Genomic DNA, 22,031 nt, shown 5'->3' with positions numbered 1-22,031 from the left:
GGGGGACCCGAACATCGGGTTCCCCAAAGGCAGGATTTTCCTGTTAAACAGTTATGGACTGGAAATGCAGTGTCGTCACCTCAGGCAAGGAGTCCGGATGACCCACCTTGCATTGTCATCGAAGAGAGTGATACACCGAGCAATACGTATCAGCAGCCTGTTCCCAGGTAAAGCTCTTGCTCATGGCATTATCTTGCAACTGGCTGAACAGCTCATGCTGGTAATAAACGTGCAGAGACGTTTGCAGACAGTCAAAGAGTTCCTGTGGGTCCGTACTGTTGAACACAAAGCCGGTTCCCTTTTCATTGTGTTCAGCAAACCCTGCCACCGTATCACTCAGTCCCCCAACGCGTCTGACGATCGGCAGGGTGCCGTATTTCAGACTGTATATCTGGTTAAGCCCACATGGCTCAAACAGTGATGGCATCAGGAAGAAGTCAGAGCCAGCCTCAATCCAGTGTGCCAGCTGATTCTCAAAGCCATTATAAAAACGGCATTTGTCCGGAAATGCATGAGCCAGCTCTTCCAGGGCCGCTGCCGTATGCGGTTCACCAGAACCCAGCAGAACCACCTGCACATCGTTGTGCAGGAAACGCCACAATGCCGGAATCAGGTAATCAAAACCTTTCTGTTCAGCCAGACGGCTGACCAGTCCGTAAACCGGCTTATGATGATCAACCGGCAGGCCCATACGTTGCTGCAGTGCCGCTTTACACTCCGCTTTACCGGAGCGGTTAGTCCGGGAAAAGTGTGCCGGAATCAGCGTATCGGTTTCAGGATTCCACTGTGTATAATCGCAACCATTCAAAATACCGGACAAATCCGTTTCCCGGCGTTTGAAGCTTTCCATCAGGCCATGAGAACCCAGAGGTGTCAGCAGTTCCCTGGCATACTGAGGACTCACTGTATTGATCTTGTCCGCAAAGGCGATACCACCTTTGAGAATATTGATCATGCCGAAGTCTTCAAAGCAGGCCGGGTTGTAGTAGCGCCAGCCGATGCCCAGACTATCAATCTGGGAAACATCGGTTTTCTGCTGATAAGCCGCATTATGAATCGTCAGCAGTGACCGGGTATCCGCAAAGAAAGGATTGCCACACTCATCCACTCTCAGGTAATAAGGCAACAGCGCTGTCTGCCAGTCATGGCAATGTACGACGTCCGGCTTGAAACCCAGGATACGGCAGGTTTCCAGAACCGCCTTGCTGAAGAAAGCAAAGCGACGACTGTTGTCGTGATAGCCCTGACCACCCTCACCGTAGATGCCACCACGGCCAAAGAATTCATCGTACTCAATAAAGTACACATCGGTACCACGGAACTGACCATGACGAATCCCGAACCACAGGGTTTCATTATGATTCATACGTACACCGCCGCCTGCGATGGACACGGTTTCCACCTTACCCAGCGCAGCGCGGTAGGCGGGCATGATCACCTTAACCCGGTGACCGGCAGCTTCCATTACCGGCGCCAGGGCGCCAGCCGCATCGGCCAGCCCCCCGGTTTTAACGATTCCGTCGAATTCGGACACCGCGAAAACGACATTCAAATCAGAGTTCAGGTTAGAAGCCAACCTTGGTACCTCTTGGAATAACAACAATGCCGCTGTCTGTTACCTTGAACAGTTTGCAATCTTCCTCAAGGTTCACACCAATCTTGGTACCCGGAGCAATCTCAACTCGCTTGTCGATGATGGCTTTGCGGATTTCACAGCCTGCACCGATCTTTACGTTCGGCAGAATTACAGAATCAGAGACATGCGCCTGCTTACCAATTTCAACGTTGTAGCCGACAACGGAGTGATCCATAAACACATCGTTGAAGATACAACCAGTGCCAATCATTGACTGATTGATCTGTCCTTCACGGGAATCACGATTGTAAGCGATCAGAGCTGGCGGGAATGGTGGAACATAGGTATTGATTGGCCACTTCAGGTTGTGCAGGTCAATCGGTGGATTAGCAGACAGCAAGTCCATATTGGCTTCCCAGTATGCGTCCAGCGTACCCACATCGCGCCAGTAGCCGCTCTTGTCACTACCCGGTACTTCGTTCTCCGCGAAGTTGTAAACCATCACTTTCTCTTTCGGGAACAGCTTTGGAATGATGTCCTTACCAAAGTCGTGACTGGATTCTTCGTTCAGATGGTCTTCACGCAGAACACGTTCCAGGCACTTACGCTCGAAAATGTAGTTACCCATGGAAGCCAGAACATAGTCCGGGTTACCCGGAATCGTTTTTGGATTGCTCTTTGGCTTCTCTTCAAAACCGATCATACGACCATTTTCGTCAATTTCGATGATGCCAAAGTGGTAAGCTTCTTCCACGGGTACAGGGATCGCCGCAACAGTCAGGGCCGCGTCAGACTCTTCATGCAGGTTGATCATCTTGCGTACGTCCATGGTGTAGATATGGTCGCCACCAAAGATCGCTACCTGATCCGGGTCCTGGGATTCTACCAGGTGCAGGTTCTGGAAAATGGCGTCTGCAGTACCCTGATACCAGTCCTGGCCTGTCCACATCTGGGCAGGCAGAGTATCAATAAACTTGTCAGACAGACCTGCAATCCTCCAGCAGCGCTGGAGATGCTTATTCAGCGAGTGAGATTTGAACTGGGTCAGCACATAGATTTTGTGCAGGTCAGAGTTAACAAAGTTACTCAGCACAAAGTCAATGATACGATACTGGCCACCAAACGGTACGGCTGGCTTGGCACGGTACCCGGTCAATGGTGACAGACGAGACCCTTCGCCCCCGGCAAGAATCATAGAAAGAATTGAAGACACTAAACTCTACTCCCTAATAGCAAAAATACTTCATTAATCCTGCTGTTTTCCCTAACGTCTTTGTCGAGCATCTGTTATTGCTCAGATGTCGTTATTCGAACAAAGCTCCACTTCCCCCGCTGATTTGAAGCAAAGCGGGAGCGTAGCCGGAAACAAATCTTTCCGGCTACATCGTTATTCAATTATTAAATTCTGGTTTTAATCTGATTGTTATTATTCAGCGTTCTTGAATACGTCAGACACCATTGCCTGAGCTTCTTCCTGAAGCAGCTTCAGATGCTCTTTGCCCTTGAAGCTTTCCGTGTAAATTTTATAAACAGCTTCGGTACCGGAAGGACGGGCAGCAAACCATCCGTTAGCGGTTTCCACCTTAAGTCCGCCAATCGCGGCTCCGTTTCCGGAGGCATGAGTGATTTTGGCAGTGATGGGGTCACCCGCAAGGGTTTCAGCCTTAACCATATCCGCATTCATGCCTGACAGGATTTTTTTCTGGTCATTGTCTGCCGGAGCCTGCAGGCGTTCATAAACCGGAGAACCGTACTTTTCAGTCAGTTCGTCGTATAACTCGCCCGGGTTCTTACCCGTTACTGCTGTAATTTCTGCGGCCAGCAAAGCCAGAATAAAACCGTCTTTATCCGTACACCAGGTCGTACCATCACGGCGCAGGAACGCAGCTCCCGCACTTTCTTCACCGCCAAAGGCCAGGTCGCCGGAGGTCAGGCCGTCCACAAACCATTTAAACCCAACCGGCACTTCACAGACTTCACGCTCCAGGCCTTCAGCCACACGGCCAATAATGCTGCTGGACACCAGTGTTTTGCCAATACGGGCAGACTTCGGCCAGCCTTCACGATGGCGATACAGATAGTCAATCGCAACAGCAAGGTAATGGTTTGGGTTCAGCAGGCCATGGGTTCTGGTAACAATACCGTGACGGTCAAAGTCAGGGTCATTACCAAAAGCGATGTCAAAGCTGTCTTTCATGTTGATCAGACCCGCCATGGAACAGGCAGAAGAACAATCCATGCGTATTTTGCCGTCTTTATCAACATGCATGAATGAGAAGGTCGGGTCGACTTTGCGACTTACCAGCTCAATGTCCAGACCATAACGCTCGGCAATAGGCTCCCAGAAATAGAGGCCGGAACCACCCAGAGGGTCTACACCAATTTTCAGGCCGGCTTTGCGGATCGCTTCCATGTCCACAACATTTTCCAGATCATTGACATACGGCGTCACGTAGTCGTATTCAGTCACATAATCCGATGCCAGGGCGTCAGTAAACGTCAGACGTTTAACATCTTTCAGACCCTGTGCAATCAGCTCGTTGGCGCGATCCTGTACCCAGTTGGTAACGTCTGTGCCGGCGGGACCACCATGTGGAGGATTATATTTAAAGCCACCGTCTTCTGGCGGGTTGTGCGACGGGGTGATAACAACGCCGTCAGCCTGAAGGTTCTTGTTTTGATGATTGTTTCGATTAGAGCTGTCACGATTAAAGCTGACAATGGCGTGGGAAATAACCGGAGTCGGCGTGTAACTACGACCTTCATGGATGCGCACATCCACCTGGTTGGCAGCAAACACTTCCACAGCGCTGATCAATGCAGGTTCTGACAGGGCGTGAGTGTCCATGCCGACAAACATTGGACCGGTAATGCCCTGGTCTCTGCGGTATTCACAGATCGCCTGGCTTACGGCCAGAATGTGAGCTTCATTGAAAGTCGCCTGAGAAGAGGTTCCACGGTGACCGGAGGTTCCGAATTGCACGCGCTGGGCTGAAACCGCTGGGTCAGGGCTGATGGTGTAATAGTCACTGACCAGTCGTGGAATGTTGGCCAGAATATCGTCTGTAGCAATTTTGCCTGCTAGCGGATGCATGAGAGGTTCCTGATTTTTACAGCTATATCTACCGGGAAATGACCGTATCAGATTTATGTGACAACGATATTTCCCGTGTACTCAGTTTTTCTGTGAGTGCTTCCATACCTTGAACAGGAAGCCATCACTTCAGACAGATTGATCGTCAATATAAAGTTACAGCCAGCGGTGCATTCGTTGAGGTGTTATTAGTCACCCGAAATATACGACAACTGATGTATAAAATACTCTTTATAACCAGCGAATTCACCAACGGTTATTACCTCTGATTATAAGTGAACACACCTAGCAAACGCCAGCTTATATCAAATAATTTCAACGACTTACCCAAGCTAACCTCTTTCCTCAACAATCACCAGACTGTGTTCGGCAACTAGGTGCCAGCCTCTGGTCAGCAGAACTTCCCGATTGACCAGATCTGGCCGGGAGGTGTCCAGAAGGGTAAACCAGAAACTCTGGTTGTGTCTGTCAGCGAATGTAAACCGGCGGTTAACTTTTTCGTTATTCATCAGGATGTACAGTGTATGCGGCTCTTCTGTTCCCGAGTCTGTTTCCGGGCCAGATTCTGACGCCATCACCTTCAGGCCGAGACAGCCGCCTTTAACCTGCCCCAACTGATGTTCATTCAGCTGAGCACCATGTCGATCCATCCAGCAGACATTTTTTCGACCACCGTCGCCCTGTAGCAATGGGTGTGTTTTACGTAATGCGATCAGACTGGCGGTAAAAGCCTGCAGGTCTTTTTCCAGCCAGGCCGATTCATCGTCCTGCCAGGACCAGTCGAGCCAGGACAGTTCCGAATCCTGACAATAGGCGTTGTTATTGCCATCCTGGGTATTACCAAATTCATCCCCGGCCATCAGCATCGGCGTTCCTCTGGACAGCATCAGGGTTGCCAGCATATTGCGCTTTGCTCTCTGCCGTCTGGCCAGAATGGGTGAATGTGTCGTATGTCCTTCCACGCCATAGTTACAGGAGTAATTATGGGCATCACCGTCACGATTTTGTTCACCATTGGCAAGATTATGACGGTGTTCATAAGAGACTAAATCGTTAAGTGTAAACCCGTCGTGACTGCAAATATAATTGATACTGCCGATTGGCCGGTGATTTCCAAATACATCTACCGACCCCACCATACGCCATCCAATATCAGCGACACGTTGACTGTCGCCTCGCCAGAATGAGCGAATACCATCACGGTAACGGTCGTTCCACTCCTGCCATTCACGGGGGAAACCAGCCAGACGATAACCTTCAGGGCCTATATCCCAGGGCTCTGCAATCATCTTGCACTGTGAAAGCACCGGATCCTGGTAAATGGCCTGGAAGAATGCACTGTCCTGACGGAATACACGTCCCTGGCGTGCCATGGTGGGAGCCAGGTCAAAACGGAAACCATCAATCTGGTATTCTTCGACCCAGCAACGCAGGGCATCCATGGTCAGCTTCAGGGTCTGCGGGCAATCAAAGTTCATGGTATTGCCGCAACCGGTATAGTTAACACTGTCGATCTGCTTATGACCACGGACGTCGATGGTTTCGTCAACCAGATAATAGTCCCGTTCACTCAGCCCCCGCAGGCTGAGGCTCGGGCCACCGTGACCACTCTCACAGGTATGGTTAAAGACCACATCCAGAATCACTTCAATGCCGGCACGGTGCAGCTCCCTGACCATGGTTTTCATCTCTGTAACCGGATCGTCAACAGCCAGCGAGGGTTCCGGTGCCATCAGGCAGAGCGGGTTATAGCCCCAGTAATTACTTAACCCCATAGTATCCAGCCGTTCTTCACTGACACGGGACGTAACAGGCAACAGCTCTACAGCAGTCACCCCCAGCTGTTTCAGATAGGCAACAGACGCCGGATGACTTAAACCCAGATAAGTGCCACGAAGGTGTTCGGGTATGGCTTTGTTCTGTATGGAGAAGCCTTTGACGTGCAGTTCATAGATAATACTGTCTGTACGACTAGTGCCGGGTTTGCCCACCTGCTGCCAGTCAAACTCACGCTCCCTGACCACACTTCTTGGCATCACACCGGCACTGTCAATCTCACTGATTTTCCAGGCCCCGGTTGATTTGGAGATTGAGTAATCAAACAGTGCCGGATGCCAGCTGACTTCTCCCCTGACTTCACGACTGTAAGGGTCAAGCAGCAACTTACGATTGTTAAAGCGGGGGCTGAGGTCCGGATGCCACTGACCATCCGCCCGGTAACCGTAGCACTGACCGGCACTGACGCCTTTAACAAACAGATGCCAGACTCCCATGGCGGAAGGCAGCATGGCTAAACGGGTCTCCTGATTCTCCTGGCTGAACAGGCAAAGCTCTATCCCCTGAGCCTGAGGGGCATACACCGAAAAATTAACGCCGTCAGCCTGTTCCACAGAAGCCACTAAAAGGCTGTGTTCGCCCTGTTTCATCAAAGTTGCTCCCTGCAACTCCGGACGTCCAGGAGCAGTCCCATAACCCACAGCCTTATTTTGGCAAGCTGCGTTTGGCAGAAATTTGGTTTGTTCAGTCATTGTAAAATAATGCACAGGCAGACAGATCACTGTCTGCGTATCAATAATCAGGAATTAAAAAAACCGTCCCCAGAGGGGGCAACGTTAACATCAGCGATTGTTCATAACCATGAGCTTCGACAAACTCTGTTTGCAAACTACCAGCATTAATCACGCCACTGCCACCATAACAGGAGCCATCGGTATTGATCAGCTCATACCACTGCCCGACATTCGGTACACCAACCCGGTAGTGATGACGAACCTCCGGTGTAAAGTTACAGACGACCAGAATGGGTGACTGACTGCCTCCTCTGCGAAGAAAGGCATAAACACTCTGTTCAGTATCATCGCCAATAACCCAGCTGAACCCCCAGGTGTCATAGTCCGACTGATACAGGGCAGGATGTTTACGATACAACTTGTTCAAATCCCTGACCAGCTGTTGCAGACCACGACTGAAATTGCCCCGTTCACTTTTTTCAGCTAACAATGCCCAGTCCAGTTGATCATCATGGTTCCACTCGATCAGGCTGCCGATTTCTGCTCCCATAAACAGCAGTTTCTTGCCGGGATGGGCAAACATAAAGCCATAATAGGCCCGTAAACTGGCAAAGCGACGCCAGTCGTCTCCGGGCATTTTCCCGAGCAGGGTACCTTTACCATGTACCACTTCATCATGCGACAGTGCCAGAATAAAATGCTCAGAATAGTGATATTCCATGCTGAACATGAGTTCCCCATGATGATAGCGCCGATACTGGGGCTCATGCTTCATATACTCCAGCGAATCGTGCATCCAGCCCATATTCCACTTATAGCCAAACCCCAGACCATTCTCGTACGTCGGCTTTGAAACACCAGGCCAGCTGGTCGACTCTTCTGCAATGGTGACAGCCTCAGGATAATGACCATAAACGGTTTCATTCAATCGTTTAAGAAGATCAACGGCTTCCAGATGCTCGTTGCTACCATGGATATTCGGCTCCCATTCGCCCTCTGACCGGGAATAATCCAGATAAAGCATGGAGGCCACGGCATCAACCCGAAGACCGTCAATATGAAAACAGTCCAGCCAGAACAGGGCATTACTGATCAGGAAGTCACGTACCGCAGGCTTACCATAGTCATAGATATGCGTCTGCCAGTCGGGATGCCAGCCCCGCTTCGGGTCAGCGTATTCATACAGGGGCGTTCCGTCAAAACGTCCCAGACCGTGTGGGTCTGAGGGAAAATGTGCAGGCACCCAGTCCAGAATCACCCCCAGCCCACTCTGGTGACAACGATCCACCAGAGACTTAAAGTCATCCGGTGAACCAAAACGACTGGTTGGCGCGTACAAGCCCACTGGCTGATAACCCCAGGAACCACTAAACGGATGCTCCATAGGCGGCAACAGTTCTATATGTGTAAATCCCTGTTCGACCACATAAGGAATCAGTTCATTGGCCAGTTCCTGATAGGTCAGCCAGCGTTTTTCTCCATCAAACTGCTGTTCCCTGCGCCACGACCCCAGATGAACCTCATAAATGCTCATGGGCTGATTCTGTTGCCCCTGATGTTGCCAGTCCTGATCCTGCCAGCGATAGCGCTCCTGATCGTAAACAATGGATGCATTGCCGGGCGGCTGTTCCACATAAAAACCATAAGGGTCCGACTTATGAGGCAACAGCTCTCCATCGGCATTTCTTAATTCGAATTTATACAGGTCACCGGCACACAGATGAGGGATAAACAGTCGCCATATCCCGTCATCACAGCCCTGCATGGGATGCAGCCGGGCATCCCAGCCGTTAAAGCTGCCGACCACTGCAACACTGCGCGCATGGGGCGCATAAACCCGGAACATAACACCCTGGACATCGTGTCCGGACACGGCAGGAATATTGACCAGCCGGGCGCCCATGTAGCGATATGAACGATAGGGTTCAACAAACACCGGATTGAATACGTGATCACCAAACTGCCATGGATCGATAAAGGTAAACGACTGCTGTTCTTTGCTCTGGATTTCCAGTCGATAAAAGCACAGCGTACTGCTGGCATCCAGAGTCAGCTCAAACAGACCGCTGGCAACCTGAAGCATTTCACCGGCCAGTTCGTCACTGGCAAGGTCAATCAGACGAACCGTCAGGGCATCGGGTCTCCATACCCTTATGACTTTCCCATTTCCTGAGGACTGACTGTCGGGAGCCCCGGCAGCCACATCATGAATACCCAATACATCAAATGGCCGGGAGCAACATCCATCCTTGAGATCCTCAAGCAGAGACTCGATAGAATTTGTCATGGCAGAAACAGAAATGAACAAGAGAAGGGGAACTATACCGTTTTAATCATCGTCATCCCCGCCTTCGCGGGGATGACGACAGTACAGTCATAAATGCCTGACCACTCTGGATAGCGCAGCTATATTACGCCATGTTCCAGATGGTTTTCGCATAATCCATAATGGAACGGTCAGAAGAGAATTTACCCATGGATGCGGTATTGATGATTGCCATCTTCCACCACAGTTCCGGTTTATTCCAGGTCTCAACGATCTTGTCATGAGCATCGCTGTAGGCCTGATAATCCACCAGGGTCAGGAAGTAATCACCACCCAGCAGTGAATCCACCAGCGGACGGAAGGCATCAGGCTCTTCAGGACACAGGTCACCAGACGCCAGCCAGTCGATCACGGCTTTCAGTTCCGCATTGCTGTTGTAGACATCCTTAGGGTTGTAACCGCGATGACGCAGTTCAGCCACTTCTTCCACGGTCAGGCCATAGATAAAGATGTTGTCGTCGCCGACTTCTTCCGCAATCTCAACGTTCGCACCATCAAGCGTACCTACGGTCAGAGCGCCGTTCAGGGCAAACTTCATATTGCCGGTACCGGACGCCTCAAAGCCGGCGGTAGAGATCTGCTCAGACACATCGGCAGCCGGGATAATTTTCTCTGCCAGGCTGACACGATAGTTAGGTAAAAAAACCACCTTCAGCTTGTCTTTAATCCGACGGTCGTTGTTTACACGCTCGGCAACACGGTTAATCGCATGAATAATGGTTTTTGCCACCTTATAGCCGGGTGCTGCCTTGGCTCCAAAAATAAACACCCGCTGTGGTACATCCAGGTCCGGATTATCCAGCAGGCGACGGTACAGAGCCATTATGTGCAGCAGGTTCAGCTGTTGGCGCTTGTACTCATGCAGACGTTTAATCTGCACATCGAAGATAGCATCCGGGCTGATATCGATATTACACAGCTCTTTCACCACCGCAGCAAAACGAATCTTGTTGTTGTGCTTGATGGCTGCAAACTTCTTCTGGAACGCAGGGTCATCGGCATAGGCGTTAATGGCATCCAGCTTGCTCAGGTCTTTGCGCCAGTCAGCCTTTTCGTCCTTCCCAATCGTGTCATCAATCAGTTTGGCCAGTTCAGGGTTGCAGTAATCCAGCCAGCGACGGGGAGTTACACCGTTGGTCACATTCACCAGTTTGTCCGGCCACAGTTCATTGAACTCAGGGAACAGTGTGGTTTTCACCAGACCAGAGTGCAGTGCAGCAACACCATTGACCTTATGACTACCCACAACAGACAGGTACGCCATGCGAACCATCTGCTGACCTCCGGGACGCTCAGGCTCCTCGATAATAGACAGGCGACGTTTCATGTTGTTATCACCCGGCCACTGGGTCTCCACTTCAGTATGCAGGAAGTGGTAGTTGATCATGTGAATGATCTGCATATGGCGGGGCAGCACTTTAGTAATCAGGTTCTGCGGCCATTTTTCCAGCGCTTCCGGCAACAGGGTGTGGTTGGTGTAAGAGAACACCTCACGACAGATAGACAACGCCTTGCTGAAAACAATGTCTTCTTCATCCATCAGGATGCGCATCAGCTCTGGTACAGCGATAGCCGGGTGAGTGTCGTTCAGCTGAATGGCTACTTTTTCGGCAAAGCCATCCCAGTTGTCACCGTTTTCACGCTTGTAACGGGCAATAAGGTCGGCAATGGAACAGGCGACAAAGAAATACTGCTGAATCAGTCGCAGCTCTTTACCTGCCGGGTGGTTGTCGTTTGGATACAACACCTGACTAACGTTTTCAGCCTGAATTTCACCAGACCGGGATTCCTGGTAACGGCCCTCATCGAAACTGGACAGGTCAAAGCCTTCTGCGGCACGACTCTCCCAAAGGCGCAGTGTATTCACCGTATCAGTGCCATAACCGGTCACCGGCACATCCCAGGGCATACCCAGAATTTCCTGGGTATCTTCCCAGACGGCTTTGCCAGCCCTTTCAGTCACCCGACCGTACAGCTTGATCAGTTGCTTGCGCTTGGGACGTTCAATACCCCATGGACATGATTCCTCTCTCCAGGCATCAGGGCTTTCCACCTGTTTGCCACCGGCAAAGTCCTGTTTGAACAGACCAAAACGGTAGTTAATACCATAGCCGAAGGCTGGCAGATCCAGCGTGGCCAGCGAGTCCATAAAGCAGGCCGCCAGTCGGCCAAGACCACCATTACCCAGAGCCGGGTCGGTTTCATGTTCCAGAACATCTGACAGATTGACGCCCAGGTTCGCCATGGCTTCTTCAGCCTGATGATAAATACCCAGGTTATGCAGGTTGTTCCCCAGCAGACGGCCAACGAGGAACTCTAAAGACAGGTAGTAGACCCGACGTGCTTTTTCATCACGCTCTTTGTGTCGGGTTTTGCGAATTAAATCCAGACCCTGTTCCCGAACGACCAGGCTTAGTGCCTCCCAGTATTCGGCCGGCCCAGCCTCCTCCAGATCAACACCCAGAGACTGCTGCAAGTGGCGCTTGATGCTGTGTGCCAGCTGGTCGGCATCAAGTGTTGTAGTTGCGTACTGCTCAGTCTTGTTTGCGCTCATGATATCCCACTCTCTATTAATCAAAAACGTGATGGCATGACCTGTGGTTCATTATAATTCTGATTTCCGGTCATTCCGCATTTGTTGCAAATTATTCTTTGAGAAAGCCTGTGTTTAAAGTATTTATTGGTTGTAAACGATTCCACCTTAAAGAACCTTCACCACATCTATACGACAAAGTATAACTATCAATTTCAGCAAATTGATAGTCCTACCCAACACGAAAGTGACCCGGATCAAGCTAATGGCAACTACTGCCGCATATTGTCTGTCTGGTGAACAAAACAGAAAATTCGCTCTTGTAAACGATTGCAGAAATTTCTACGGTAAAAAAGGAACCCGGCTATTTTTCCTTTCCTTTACCAAACTGGAAGTTTTTAAGATAACCCTGAAGCAGGTACCCAATGTCTTCTACTTCCATAGTCTGCTCCAGAACCTGATATAACATCATTGCCAGCTCCCGGAAGGCATCTCTCCCCTGGTATGACACAAAGAACGCCTGAATCACATTACTGATGTTATTCGGGTCATACTGAGAGAAGCGCGGAACCCGGGGGTCATCAGCCCTTAACAGTTGGTGCAACTGCATAACTTGCCAGGTGGCTAATAAACTGGATAGTTGATTGATAGCCTGGGGATTCAGCGGCTCTGAACTGGCTTCTTCAGTCTGGTTATTCAGAAGAAAGGATTCAAGCCCACTGATAATCTGATCTCTGTCTGGTTGCGGCAAAACAGAGTGATTACCGGATTCCGGAGAGAAAGCGTCTGGAGCCGGAGGGGTATCCGGACCAGATGGTGAAGAGATCGTCATGCGACCCAGTAATGTGTCTATATCTACGGGGTTTGCAGAATCGACAGTTGAGATTCCAACAACAGCCTCCTTGATTCGTTCAACGGCATTCACCATACGCTTTCCTAAAAGGTCAACTATCGCTTGTATTAATTTTCGAGATTTACCCCTGTTTTCAAAAAAACTAATAATCAAAGACTCCAGCCTTTCATACTGTCCATCATGATGGTAAACCCGACCTAAACCAAGCTTTATTGACAGCTGTTCAATTTGTTTTTCATCAAGACATTCTGATAAAATTTTAATAATAACCCTGCCTTCACCAGTGTAAAACTTCTGCCCAGCTTCTATTGCAAGAAATTTTTCAAACAGCCTTAACAGAACTTCTTTATCTCTACCTTTGTTTGTTTTTATTTCCAGTTCTTCAAGTTTATTTTTTATCGTTCTCTGGCGGACTAACCCCTCATGCTTCACAATATCTTGCTGATTTTTATTAATCGCTTCTTTTACTCCCTGCAAGGGCTTTATAGCAGAACTGGTTGAATTCTTAACCAGACTTTGAATGTCTACAAGCATTTCGCCACCGTCAGAATGGGTTAGCCAAACCAGGTGGGCTAATAACTTCTCTATTAAAACTTTAAGGACAATATCACGCTGCTGTAAAAGTCGATTTTGAATAATTTCAGTTTGACTGGATAACTGATTCAACAGGCTATCTATGTTTGTACAACCTGTTAAGTCCAGGCCAAGACGTTCTCCCAGCTGAACCTGTAAGTTTTCCATAAACCTCTCATTATTCCCGGACACAACCGATTGCTGAAGATAGCGAACAACATGCCCTAAGCGACTGATAAATTCAGTAGCTGTTTTATCCGGTATAAAGAGATAAGCCAGTAATGCTCTGAGTATCATTGATAGCTGATCCAGCCCGGCAACACCTACTGGAATAACCCCCCATACGGGATTCATATGACCTGTCGGTTTCTTTTTCTTATCTTCATCATCTTCGTCATCTCTTCCGTTTCCACCACCCCCTCCTGAAAAGCTAAGGCTCTTGCTGCGCCTGAAAGACCCCCATCCTTTCTGTTTCTTTCTGGGAGGCTCACCTCCTGTCTGACCTTTTCTCTTGTCTCCCTTATCGCCACCTCCCCTCTCAGCCTGTAAATAGTTTAGCCAGCTGGCACTCATCACCAGGTAGCCTGTCTCACCCAGCGTATTGGATGAGAAATCAGAAACAACGCCGGTAAAGCCATCGTTCGTATCACTACCTACCAGTATAATATCTGACAGGTAACTATTATTTTGTAAATAAACCCACTCATTCTTTTGCTGGCGATTACTATCAATCACCGGGACAATTATTATTTTATCCTGTTTAACTTCTTTATACTGATACCAGGGGAAACCTATAATATGCCCAAGTGAGTTATGCGCTAATGATACAACAAAAGAGCGGCTATAATTTGCCCTGCCAGACAACTGATTAAACAAAGGGAAACTATCCTTCGTTTCACGACATTCCCTGAAACCAGAAGGTTCAGCGACCAGCGTCTGATTTGTTAAACGAATAGTGTCTGAAATAAAATAAATGCCTGCCTGCACATAAAACACACATGGACTTTCCATGTCATTGATAAGCTCTGCCAGATCACCTGACTGAGGTGTAAAATGCTTAAAACATGAATAAGATGTCGTATAAGAAGATGGTAAGATGTATTGATCGACAGGAAGGGTGTTGAATAGATCAATTCTGTTTTCAGAATAAAAAGATGAAGAGTGCAATTTTATATTTAACGGATTTTGGAGATACTCGCTATTACTTCCCCATAAAACATCTATTTTATCCCAGGCAAGAATACCCGTAGACAAGAAGAGGCTATAGACTGGCAATAAAATAATCGCAAACAACGGTTATACTCCATTTTAACTTTATGGTTTTTATAGAACATAAAATGTTAAAAAATTAGTATTTATATAGTAAAAAAGCCTGAAATCAGACCTTTCAAATACTAGTCCATAAAACCTGACCTGTTGCGTTATTTTGCCTCCTTGTTACTCACACTATTTAAAAGTCTGTAAACGATTACAGACAATCCAGAGTTAAAATAATGATGCAGAAAAAAGGAACTATCTGTGACTTAATACCTCAGCCGTTCGCTACAGGCAGGCATGACACCCTGAGTAATCGAGGCCGAAACGAATTTTCGATCTGCTGGTACCTGGTCTCTATCACAACTATGAAAAAAGCCGGTACTGAAAAGCACCGGCAAAAAATGAAGTATCTATTTAACCACACACACATAGAAGCTTGTTCAAGCTTTAATTCAATCTTGCTGTTTGCCAGTTGAGAAAGGAGGAAGCCCTCCTTTCTCAGGTCACCTCCTTACCACCAGGCTTCCATTTGGACACCGAAGGTGAAACCGTCTTTACTACTACCAAATTTCTCGTTATAGGCGACAGCATCAAAATTCCCGTCACCATCACGGAATCCGTTAAGAGCCTGCTTGTCATTCCACTTGGCATAAGTACCAAAAACACGGATGGTTGGACGAGCCCAAACGCTGTCTCCCGCAGACCACTGCTGAGCAACGGTAACCTTGTTCATTTTATAGGTCTTGCCGGCGTCAACACCAGAAGCATTTTTGTCAAATTTGACACGGTCATGACCCAACTCAACCGCAGTACTCATCACCTGATTCCAGTGGTACTGAGGACGAACACCTACGGTGTACCAAGTACGCCCAGTATCAGGATCATTGCTCAGCTTGTTCATCATTGCCACATAACTCATGCTGAAGTTGCTGTCAGGCAGGTCGAAAGCACCATGGTCAATAATCCGAAGCAGGCTTTGGTCAACATCTTTGTCAAGCGGCTCGGTCTTACCACTGGCCCCCATTTGCCAAGTGCTCATAGCGTCAGTGGCGTACTGGACAACAAACTTGTTAAAGCCACCAAAAAAGTTAGTCTGAGTATGCTCGGCTGTCAGCATGTAACCGCTCTTTTCCTTACCCCTAAGCGCTTCAGAATTCTTATTTTCTGATGCAGTACCATAGGTCAGACCCAACTGAAGGAAACCGTCTGTGTTAACCGCAATATCATTCAGACGAGCATCGAACATGTTGCCGACAAATCTACCATGGCCTGTCTGGAAGTCGCTCTCGTCATTATTCTGGGTCCATGCCAGATTCAGTTTACCAAGACCTACGTCAATATTTTCCAGACCTGCGCCAGGACCAGAAACATCGTAGTAGTAAAAGTCGATCATGTGGATATCCTGACGCTGGTAGAAGCGCTGACCAGCCCAGATGCTCGCGCCAGGCATGGATTCAAACAGGTTATCACCTTTAACATAGGCTTCCCGCAAAGCCATTTCATTCCAATCATGACCTTGCATGGCTGCCCAGTCTTTATTTTGGAACGTTTTATAGGCCATGCGACTCTCGAATCTGAATGACTTATCACCATCTTCCCAAAGGTTGCTGCCTAAACCAAGCTCCATATAGGTGTCTGTCTCGTTACCGAGACGATATTTTGAACCTGAGCCTGTTGCCTGATAAGCCCATTGGTCACCACCACTTCCACTCATCCCCAAACCAGAGCGCACATAGCCTGAAAAATCAACCTCAGCAGCAGCAGCGCCCGCCGAAAAAACAATTGCTGAAATAGCAGCAGCAAGAGGTAAAGCCTTAACTTGTTTTGCCAAACCGAATACTCCCATTTGGTTCAGTGTTTTATTTGGACAAGTCATGATCCACGCACAGCAATAATTACCCCCCATTGCTGCGCTCTCATGAACTGTCTTTGAGAAATGAATTACGTCATTGGCGTGGTTTGCATTCTGCCAATGAAAAGATCTGGTGCAATATGTAAAGGTTTTGAGAAACTCGGGTAAAACATAAACAAGGCTTTCAAAAGACAACTCAAATTGATCAAAATCAAGTAAACGTCATTTACAATTACACTCCGTAACATTCCTGTTATTATCACTTGTCTGAGCAAACTGGAGTAATTGAGCAAAATATGGGACGTAAAAAGTCTGGGAGTCAGGCCACAATTCTTCAGGTAGCAGCTCAGGCTGAGCTTTCCATAGCTACAGTGAGCCGCGTACTGAACGGAGGAAAATATGTTTCAGAAAGCACCCGCAAAAAGGTTCTGGAAGCTGCCAGGGAGCTGAATTACCAGCCCAACTACATGGCACGGCAGCTGCATGGCCAGGACGATTTCAGTATTGGCGTCATTCTGGGGCTGGACTTGGGAACCATTTCGCCCTTTGCTCTGAAAGTGTATGAAGTTCTGAAAATTCACCTCCAGCAAAAAGGTTACCGGGCCAGACGCGCTAAATTCAGTATTGACGGTCAGCTGGAAACAAAAGCCAAAGCGTTTATAGCAATAGGCATACACGAAAGTGATCCCCGGTTAAAATCGATTCACGACGAAAACCTGCCGGTCATCCATATTGGTGAGCCAAAAGAGAATGCGTTCTGGGTGTCTTCCAACGATGAACAGGGCGGTTTTATCGCTACCCGCCACTTATTAGATAATGATTGCCGTACGATCTATTTTGTTTGCCTGAACGGCGACCACCAAGTCTCAAAGTTAAGACGTGCCGGATATCGCCGGGCGATGATTGAAGCCGGTCTGATTCCTTCAGAGATTATCGAGATTGGTAACAACACCGGCCTGCCGGCACTGGACAGTTACCGGCGGATCCGAACCCTTATGGAATCAGGCTTACGCCCGGACGGCTTTGTAGCCTTCTCGGATATTGTTGCCACCGGCATCTGCATGGCACTGGCCGACCTTAACAAACAGGTACCTGAAGAGGTTCATGTTGTGGGGTACGACGGTATCGATAATGATCGTTATCACGCCCTGACTTCGGTCTGTCAGAACATTGAAGGTATCGCCAGTAAAGCCGCCAACCTGGTGATGGAAGCCATACGTAATGAAGCACCAAGAGGTGAGTTTCTGAACGTTATTCTGCGACAGGGGCATACAACGGGTGCGCCTGCACTGGCAGCAAAGGCTGGCTGACACTCACCCGGATAAAATACCCAACCATTTCTCCAGCACTGAGAAGTACTTTTTTCAGCTCTTCCCAGTGCCATACCTTCTACAATGATGACCCAGCCATAAATCTTTTTATAAAAACAGGTATTAAAAGTGGGACTTCAGCCAGAGGGGTTATTGAGCCGGGTCATAAAGACAGCTTCTCAATCGAACCGGTTGTTTGCACTCATTCTCTGTATCGAAACCCTGATGGTTATTGTCGTAACAATGACGACCTGTCCTTTGCCAGCCTTTGCAGTTAACTGTACAAGGTGCGGTCAGGAAATGAATACAAATTTTTTATGCTATAACCCCTCATGTCCAAGCTCCGTAATTTACTGCATTTTCCCTTCAACAGACACTCCGAACTATCCGGTACCAGCAGCAACAACTTTACAGCCAAACGCTATAAATCTGGATTCATCCTGTTCAGGGGTTACAGACGGCGAACCAGGCGCGGTTGGTCAAGACAACAGACAAGCACCGCCCTGGCTTTTACATTTAAGTCGTCAGGTAGAACGCGATGAAGACAACCATCCGAATATTGGCGAGTTTATATCACCAGTCAATTTAGCCTATCCCCAGTATTCCTTTCATAGCATAGACGAAGCGACCACTACCCTTCAGCACCTTCTGACAGTGAGGCGTCAGCACTTTATCATCAGCTACTATTTTTCAGTAGAGGAAGAAGAGTTTGAATTTCATCTGGCTGTTGCTGTTGATCAGGCACGAAATATTTTTGTCTTGTCGAATATCAATCCTGAATGGCCGGATGCCCAACCTGGAGAGGATACTAACCCGCTTGACTGGCGTTATGCTACACGAGCAACCAGTAACGATGTAATCAGCGCTCTGGGTCTGAGTGATGAAAGCTTCCTCCCTCCTGAAGAAAGGATAATAGTAAACTATTTAGCTATACCGCTCAGGTTGATAGAACCAGCCAAAAAACAACTGAAAATCATTATTGAATACGATAAAAGTAATTTGACAGAATAAGATGCTTCACGTTCATAAAAGCGGCTAATCTCACCTCCCACGAGCGTTTTTTCAACAAAAACACCCGTCCATTTTCCCTTTCAGAAAAACAGTATCAATCAACACCGATTGGAAACGTTTACACATTGATTCACAATGCCTTTCACCAGAGCATAAGCGGCGTAACAACAACATCCAGTCCATAGAAATTTGCCTTTGATTACATAGACATAGTCGTGTATTTATCTCGACTAACAAATCGTTAGCAAAATCTGTCGGGCTGACATTCTTGATTATCAACACCAACGATTAACTGCTAGCTAAAAAGCAGACTGTCAGGAGTAAGCATGCTAAAAAAATCCCTCGCCGCCGCTATTGCCTTAACCGTTGCCGCAGGCAGCGCCCACGCTTTTTCTGAAGACGAGCTGACCGTCTGGGTCGGCGGTGACAAAGCCCATAACGGTATCCGCCAGGTGGGTGAACTGTTTGAAAAAGAGCTGGGTATCAAGGTTCGTGTAGAAATTCCGGAAAACATCACCGACCGTTTCCAACAGGCTGCTGCCACCGGTCAGGGGCCAGACATTCTGCTGTGGGCGCACGACCGCTATGGTGAGTGGGCTCAGTCCGGCCTGCTGGCAGAAATCAAACCGTCCAAGTCTTTCTACGACGGCATTGTCGACCTGGGCTGGCAGGCAACTACCGTTGACGGAAAGACTTACGGCTACCCAATCGCGATGGAAGCCATTGGCCTGATCTACAACAAGGACATCGTCAAAGAAGCGCCTGAGACTTACGAAGAGATGTTCGCCCTGCGTGACGAACTGAAGAAGAAAGACAAGGACATGGCCACCATTATGTGGGACCAGGTTCAACCTTACTTCTCCATGCCCATGCTGGCTTCCAACGGCGGTTATGTGTTCAAGGAAACCGAATCAGGCTACGACGTTAAATCTGTTGGTGTAAACAACGAAGGCGCCAGAAAAGGCGCGAGCATGTTTGCCGAACTGATTGAAAAAGACGTTCTGCCACGGGGTGTTGATTATGGCGTCATGGATTCCACCTTCAACAATGGCAAAGCCGCCATGATGGTTTCCGGTCCATGGGCATGGTCAAACCTGGACAGCTCAGGTATCAACTACGGTGTTGCGCCACTGCCAACCATTGACGGCAGCCCGGCTCGTGCGTTTGTCGGCGTCTGGGGAGCCACCATTAACAACGCCACACCGAATAAGGCGCTGGCACAGGAATTCCTGGAAAACTACCTGCTGAGCAAAGACGGTCTGAAAACCATGAACAATGATGTGCCTCTGGGTGCCGTTGCCAACAAGGCGTTTATGGAAGAGCTGAAGTCAGACCCGCGCATTGCCGCCACCTATGAAGGTGCCATGAACGGCCTGCTGATGCCTAACGTGCCGGAAATGGGCAAGTTCTGGAATTCCATGGAAGCAGCCCTGTCCAACATTGCCAATGGCCGTGAAGAAGTGAACACCGCTCTCGACAACGCCGCTAACCGTATTTTGAACTGATTGTCTGCTCTTATTATCTGAGCTGAATACGAACCGGAGCATGCTCCGGTTCGTCCCCGTCCTGACCCGGAGAACAAACATGAAACAGCCACAGGATGCCGGCGAAGTACTATCCAGTAAAGTACTTTCCGGCAACGGGCTAAAGTGGGCGCTGGTTGCCGCTATTGATGTTGCACTGTTGTATATCGTTACGCTGATGTACGCACAGGGAGAGATTGCGTTTGCCCTTGTCATCTTGTTGTTGGGAAGTATCGGTACCTGGGTGTTCACCAGCGAGAAAGCCTACAACTTCCGTTATGTCTACCCAAGCCTGCTGGGGGTGATACTGTTTGTGGTATTCCCTCTGGTTTATACCGTTAATATTGCCTTCACCAACTACAGCTCCACCAACCTGCTGCCCTTCGAGCGGGTCAAACAGATTCATCTGGATAAATCCTACAGCAGTGGTGAAGAGAAGTTCGCCCTGAGCCTGTACCAGAATAACGACGCTTACCAGCTGGAACTGACGAACACCCGCAACAGCGACGAATCCTACACGACTGAAACCTTTACTATGGGTCAGTTGCCTGCTGCCATTTCTGCCGATGTTTCCATCAGGGCTGAGGGTGACAAGCTGGCGATGCGCGATGTTATCCAGCTTCGCAGCAACCTGCGCCAGCTGACAGTCATGTTGCCTGGCGAGTCCGAACTGGTCATGACCAGTCTGCGTGAATTTGGTGCCATGGCACCTCTTTTCAGAGAAGGCGACAACGACAGTCTGATCAACAACCAGACTGGAGACGTTTATCACCCTGACAACGAGACCGGCTTTTATGTCAGTCAGGATGGCGAACGTATGGCTCCGGGTTTCACCGTTTACATTGGCTGGGATAACTTTGTCCGGGTTGTAACCGATCCGGGCATCCAGGGGCCGTTCTGGAAGATTCTCGGCTGGACGGTTACCCATGCTGCCCTGACAGTGATGTTCACCCTGATTATCGGTTTACTGCTCGCCTGTCTGGTGCAGTGGGAACCCCTGAAAGAAAGCGGCATTTACCGGGTATTGCTGATTCTTCCCTACGCAGTACCTGCTTTTATTTCCATCCTGATTTTCCGGGGTCTGTTCAACCAGAACTTTGGTGAAATCAATATGGTGCTTCATAACCTGTTTGGCATAAAACCGGAATGGTTCACCAATGAATACCTTGCCAAAGCCATGATCCTGATTGTGAACTGCTGGCTGGGTTACCCCTACATGATGATCCTGACTATGGGGCTGCTAAAAGCCATTCCGGAAGATCTGTACGAAGCGTCTGCCATCGACGGTGCCAACCCTTTGCACAACCTGCGCCACATCACCGTACCGATGATCATTAAACCACTGGTACCGCTACTGATCGCCAGCTTTGCCTTCAACTTCAACAACTTTGTACTGATCAACCTCTTGACCGGCGGTGGCCCGAACCTGATCGACGCTTCGACACCCGCAGGAGCCACCGACATTCTGGTGAGTTACACCTTCCGCATCGCCTTTGGCAGCTATGGACAGGACTTTGGTCTGGCATCCGCTATTGCCGGCCTGATCTTTATCATTGTTGGTTTTATCGCCTGGGCCAACCTGAAAGCCACCAGCAAACTGCAGGAGCAATAAA

General features: G+C 48.9%; 12 protein-coding genes. 4 read left to right on the top strand and 8 right to left on the bottom strand.

Going from position 1 to position 22,031, the window contains the following annotated elements; genetic code table 11:
• Positions 1–115 precede the first annotated feature (115 nt).
• The 8 genes from glgA to lamB form a co-directional block, all read right to left on the bottom strand.
• Positions 116–1,576 carry a glycogen synthase GlgA gene (gene glgA / locus V5J35_RS17035; RefSeq protein WP_354008295.1) on the bottom strand — a complete coding sequence of 487 codons (1,461 nt, stop codon included), beginning with the start codon at positions 1,574–1,576 and terminating at the stop codon, positions 116–118.
• Positions 1,566–2,789, bottom strand: a complete 1,224-nt coding sequence (glgC, locus tag V5J35_RS17030; RefSeq protein WP_354008294.1) for a glucose-1-phosphate adenylyltransferase — start codon at positions 2,787–2,789, stop codon at positions 1,566–1,568. Before glgC ends, glgA begins: the two co-directional genes overlap by 11 nt.
• A gap of 213 nt (positions 2,790–3,002) precedes the next feature.
• Positions 3,003–4,670 carry a phosphoglucomutase (alpha-D-glucose-1,6-bisphosphate-dependent) gene (pgm, locus tag V5J35_RS17025; protein WP_354008293.1) on the bottom strand — a complete coding sequence of 556 codons (1,668 nt, stop codon included), beginning with the start codon at positions 4,668–4,670 and terminating at the stop codon, positions 3,003–3,005.
• Positions 4,671–5,002: 332 nt separating this feature from the next.
• On the bottom strand, positions 5,003–7,096 hold the full coding sequence (gene glgX, locus V5J35_RS17020; protein WP_354008292.1) for a glycogen debranching protein GlgX: 2,094 nt from the start codon (positions 7,094–7,096) through the stop codon (positions 5,003–5,005).
• A 142-nt stretch (positions 7,097–7,238) separates the two neighbouring features.
• Positions 7,239–9,467: a 1,4-alpha-glucan branching protein GlgB gene (glgB, locus tag V5J35_RS17015; protein WP_354008291.1), complete on the bottom strand. Its 2,229-nt coding sequence runs from the start codon at positions 9,465–9,467 to the stop codon at positions 7,239–7,241.
• A 124-nt stretch (positions 9,468–9,591) separates the two neighbouring features.
• Positions 9,592–12,060, bottom strand: a complete 2,469-nt coding sequence (locus V5J35_RS17010; RefSeq protein ID WP_354008290.1) for a glycogen/starch/alpha-glucan phosphorylase — start codon at positions 12,058–12,060, stop codon at positions 9,592–9,594.
• Positions 12,061–12,403: 343 nt separating this feature from the next.
• Positions 12,404–14,758, bottom strand: coding sequence for a hypothetical protein (locus V5J35_RS17005; protein ID WP_354008289.1), 2,355 nt, complete (start codon positions 14,756–14,758; stop codon positions 12,404–12,406).
• Between the two features lie 475 nt (positions 14,759–15,233).
• Entirely contained in the window at positions 15,234–16,769 is a 1,536-nt protein-coding gene (gene lamB / locus V5J35_RS17000) for a maltoporin (RefSeq protein WP_354008288.1), read from the bottom strand.
• 101 nt (positions 16,770–16,870) lie between these two features.
• Between lamB and V5J35_RS16995 the strand changes: the two genes are divergently transcribed.
• The 4 genes from V5J35_RS16995 (at position 16,871) to malF (ending at position 22,030) form a co-directional block, all read left to right on the top strand.
• On the top strand, positions 16,871–17,884 hold the full coding sequence (locus tag V5J35_RS16995) for a LacI family DNA-binding transcriptional regulator (protein ID WP_354008287.1): 1,014 nt from the start codon (positions 16,871–16,873) through the stop codon (positions 17,882–17,884).
• A gap of 129 nt (positions 17,885–18,013) precedes the next feature.
• The gene (locus V5J35_RS16990) at positions 18,014–18,895 is read left to right on the top strand and encodes a hypothetical protein (RefSeq protein WP_354008286.1); all 882 of its coding nucleotides are present in this window, start codon (positions 18,014–18,016) and stop codon (positions 18,893–18,895) included.
• A 326-nt stretch (positions 18,896–19,221) separates the two neighbouring features.
• Positions 19,222–20,400, top strand: a complete 1,179-nt coding sequence (malE, locus tag V5J35_RS16985) for a maltose/maltodextrin ABC transporter substrate-binding protein MalE (protein WP_354008285.1) — start codon at positions 19,222–19,224, stop codon at positions 20,398–20,400.
• A gap of 79 nt (positions 20,401–20,479) precedes the next feature.
• Positions 20,480–22,030 carry a maltose ABC transporter permease MalF gene (malF, locus tag V5J35_RS16980; protein WP_354008284.1) on the top strand — a complete coding sequence of 517 codons (1,551 nt, stop codon included), beginning with the start codon at positions 20,480–20,482 and terminating at the stop codon, positions 22,028–22,030.
• Position 22,031 lies beyond the last annotated feature (1 nt).

Origin of the sequence: Endozoicomonas sp. NE40 (assembly GCF_040549045.1) — a bacterium.
Classification (GTDB): Bacteria; Pseudomonadota; Gammaproteobacteria; order Pseudomonadales; family Endozoicomonadaceae; genus Endozoicomonas_A; species Endozoicomonas_A lisbonensis.
The sequence above is the reverse complement of the archived record's forward strand: the minus strand, read 5'-3'. Positions and strand labels throughout refer to the sequence as shown.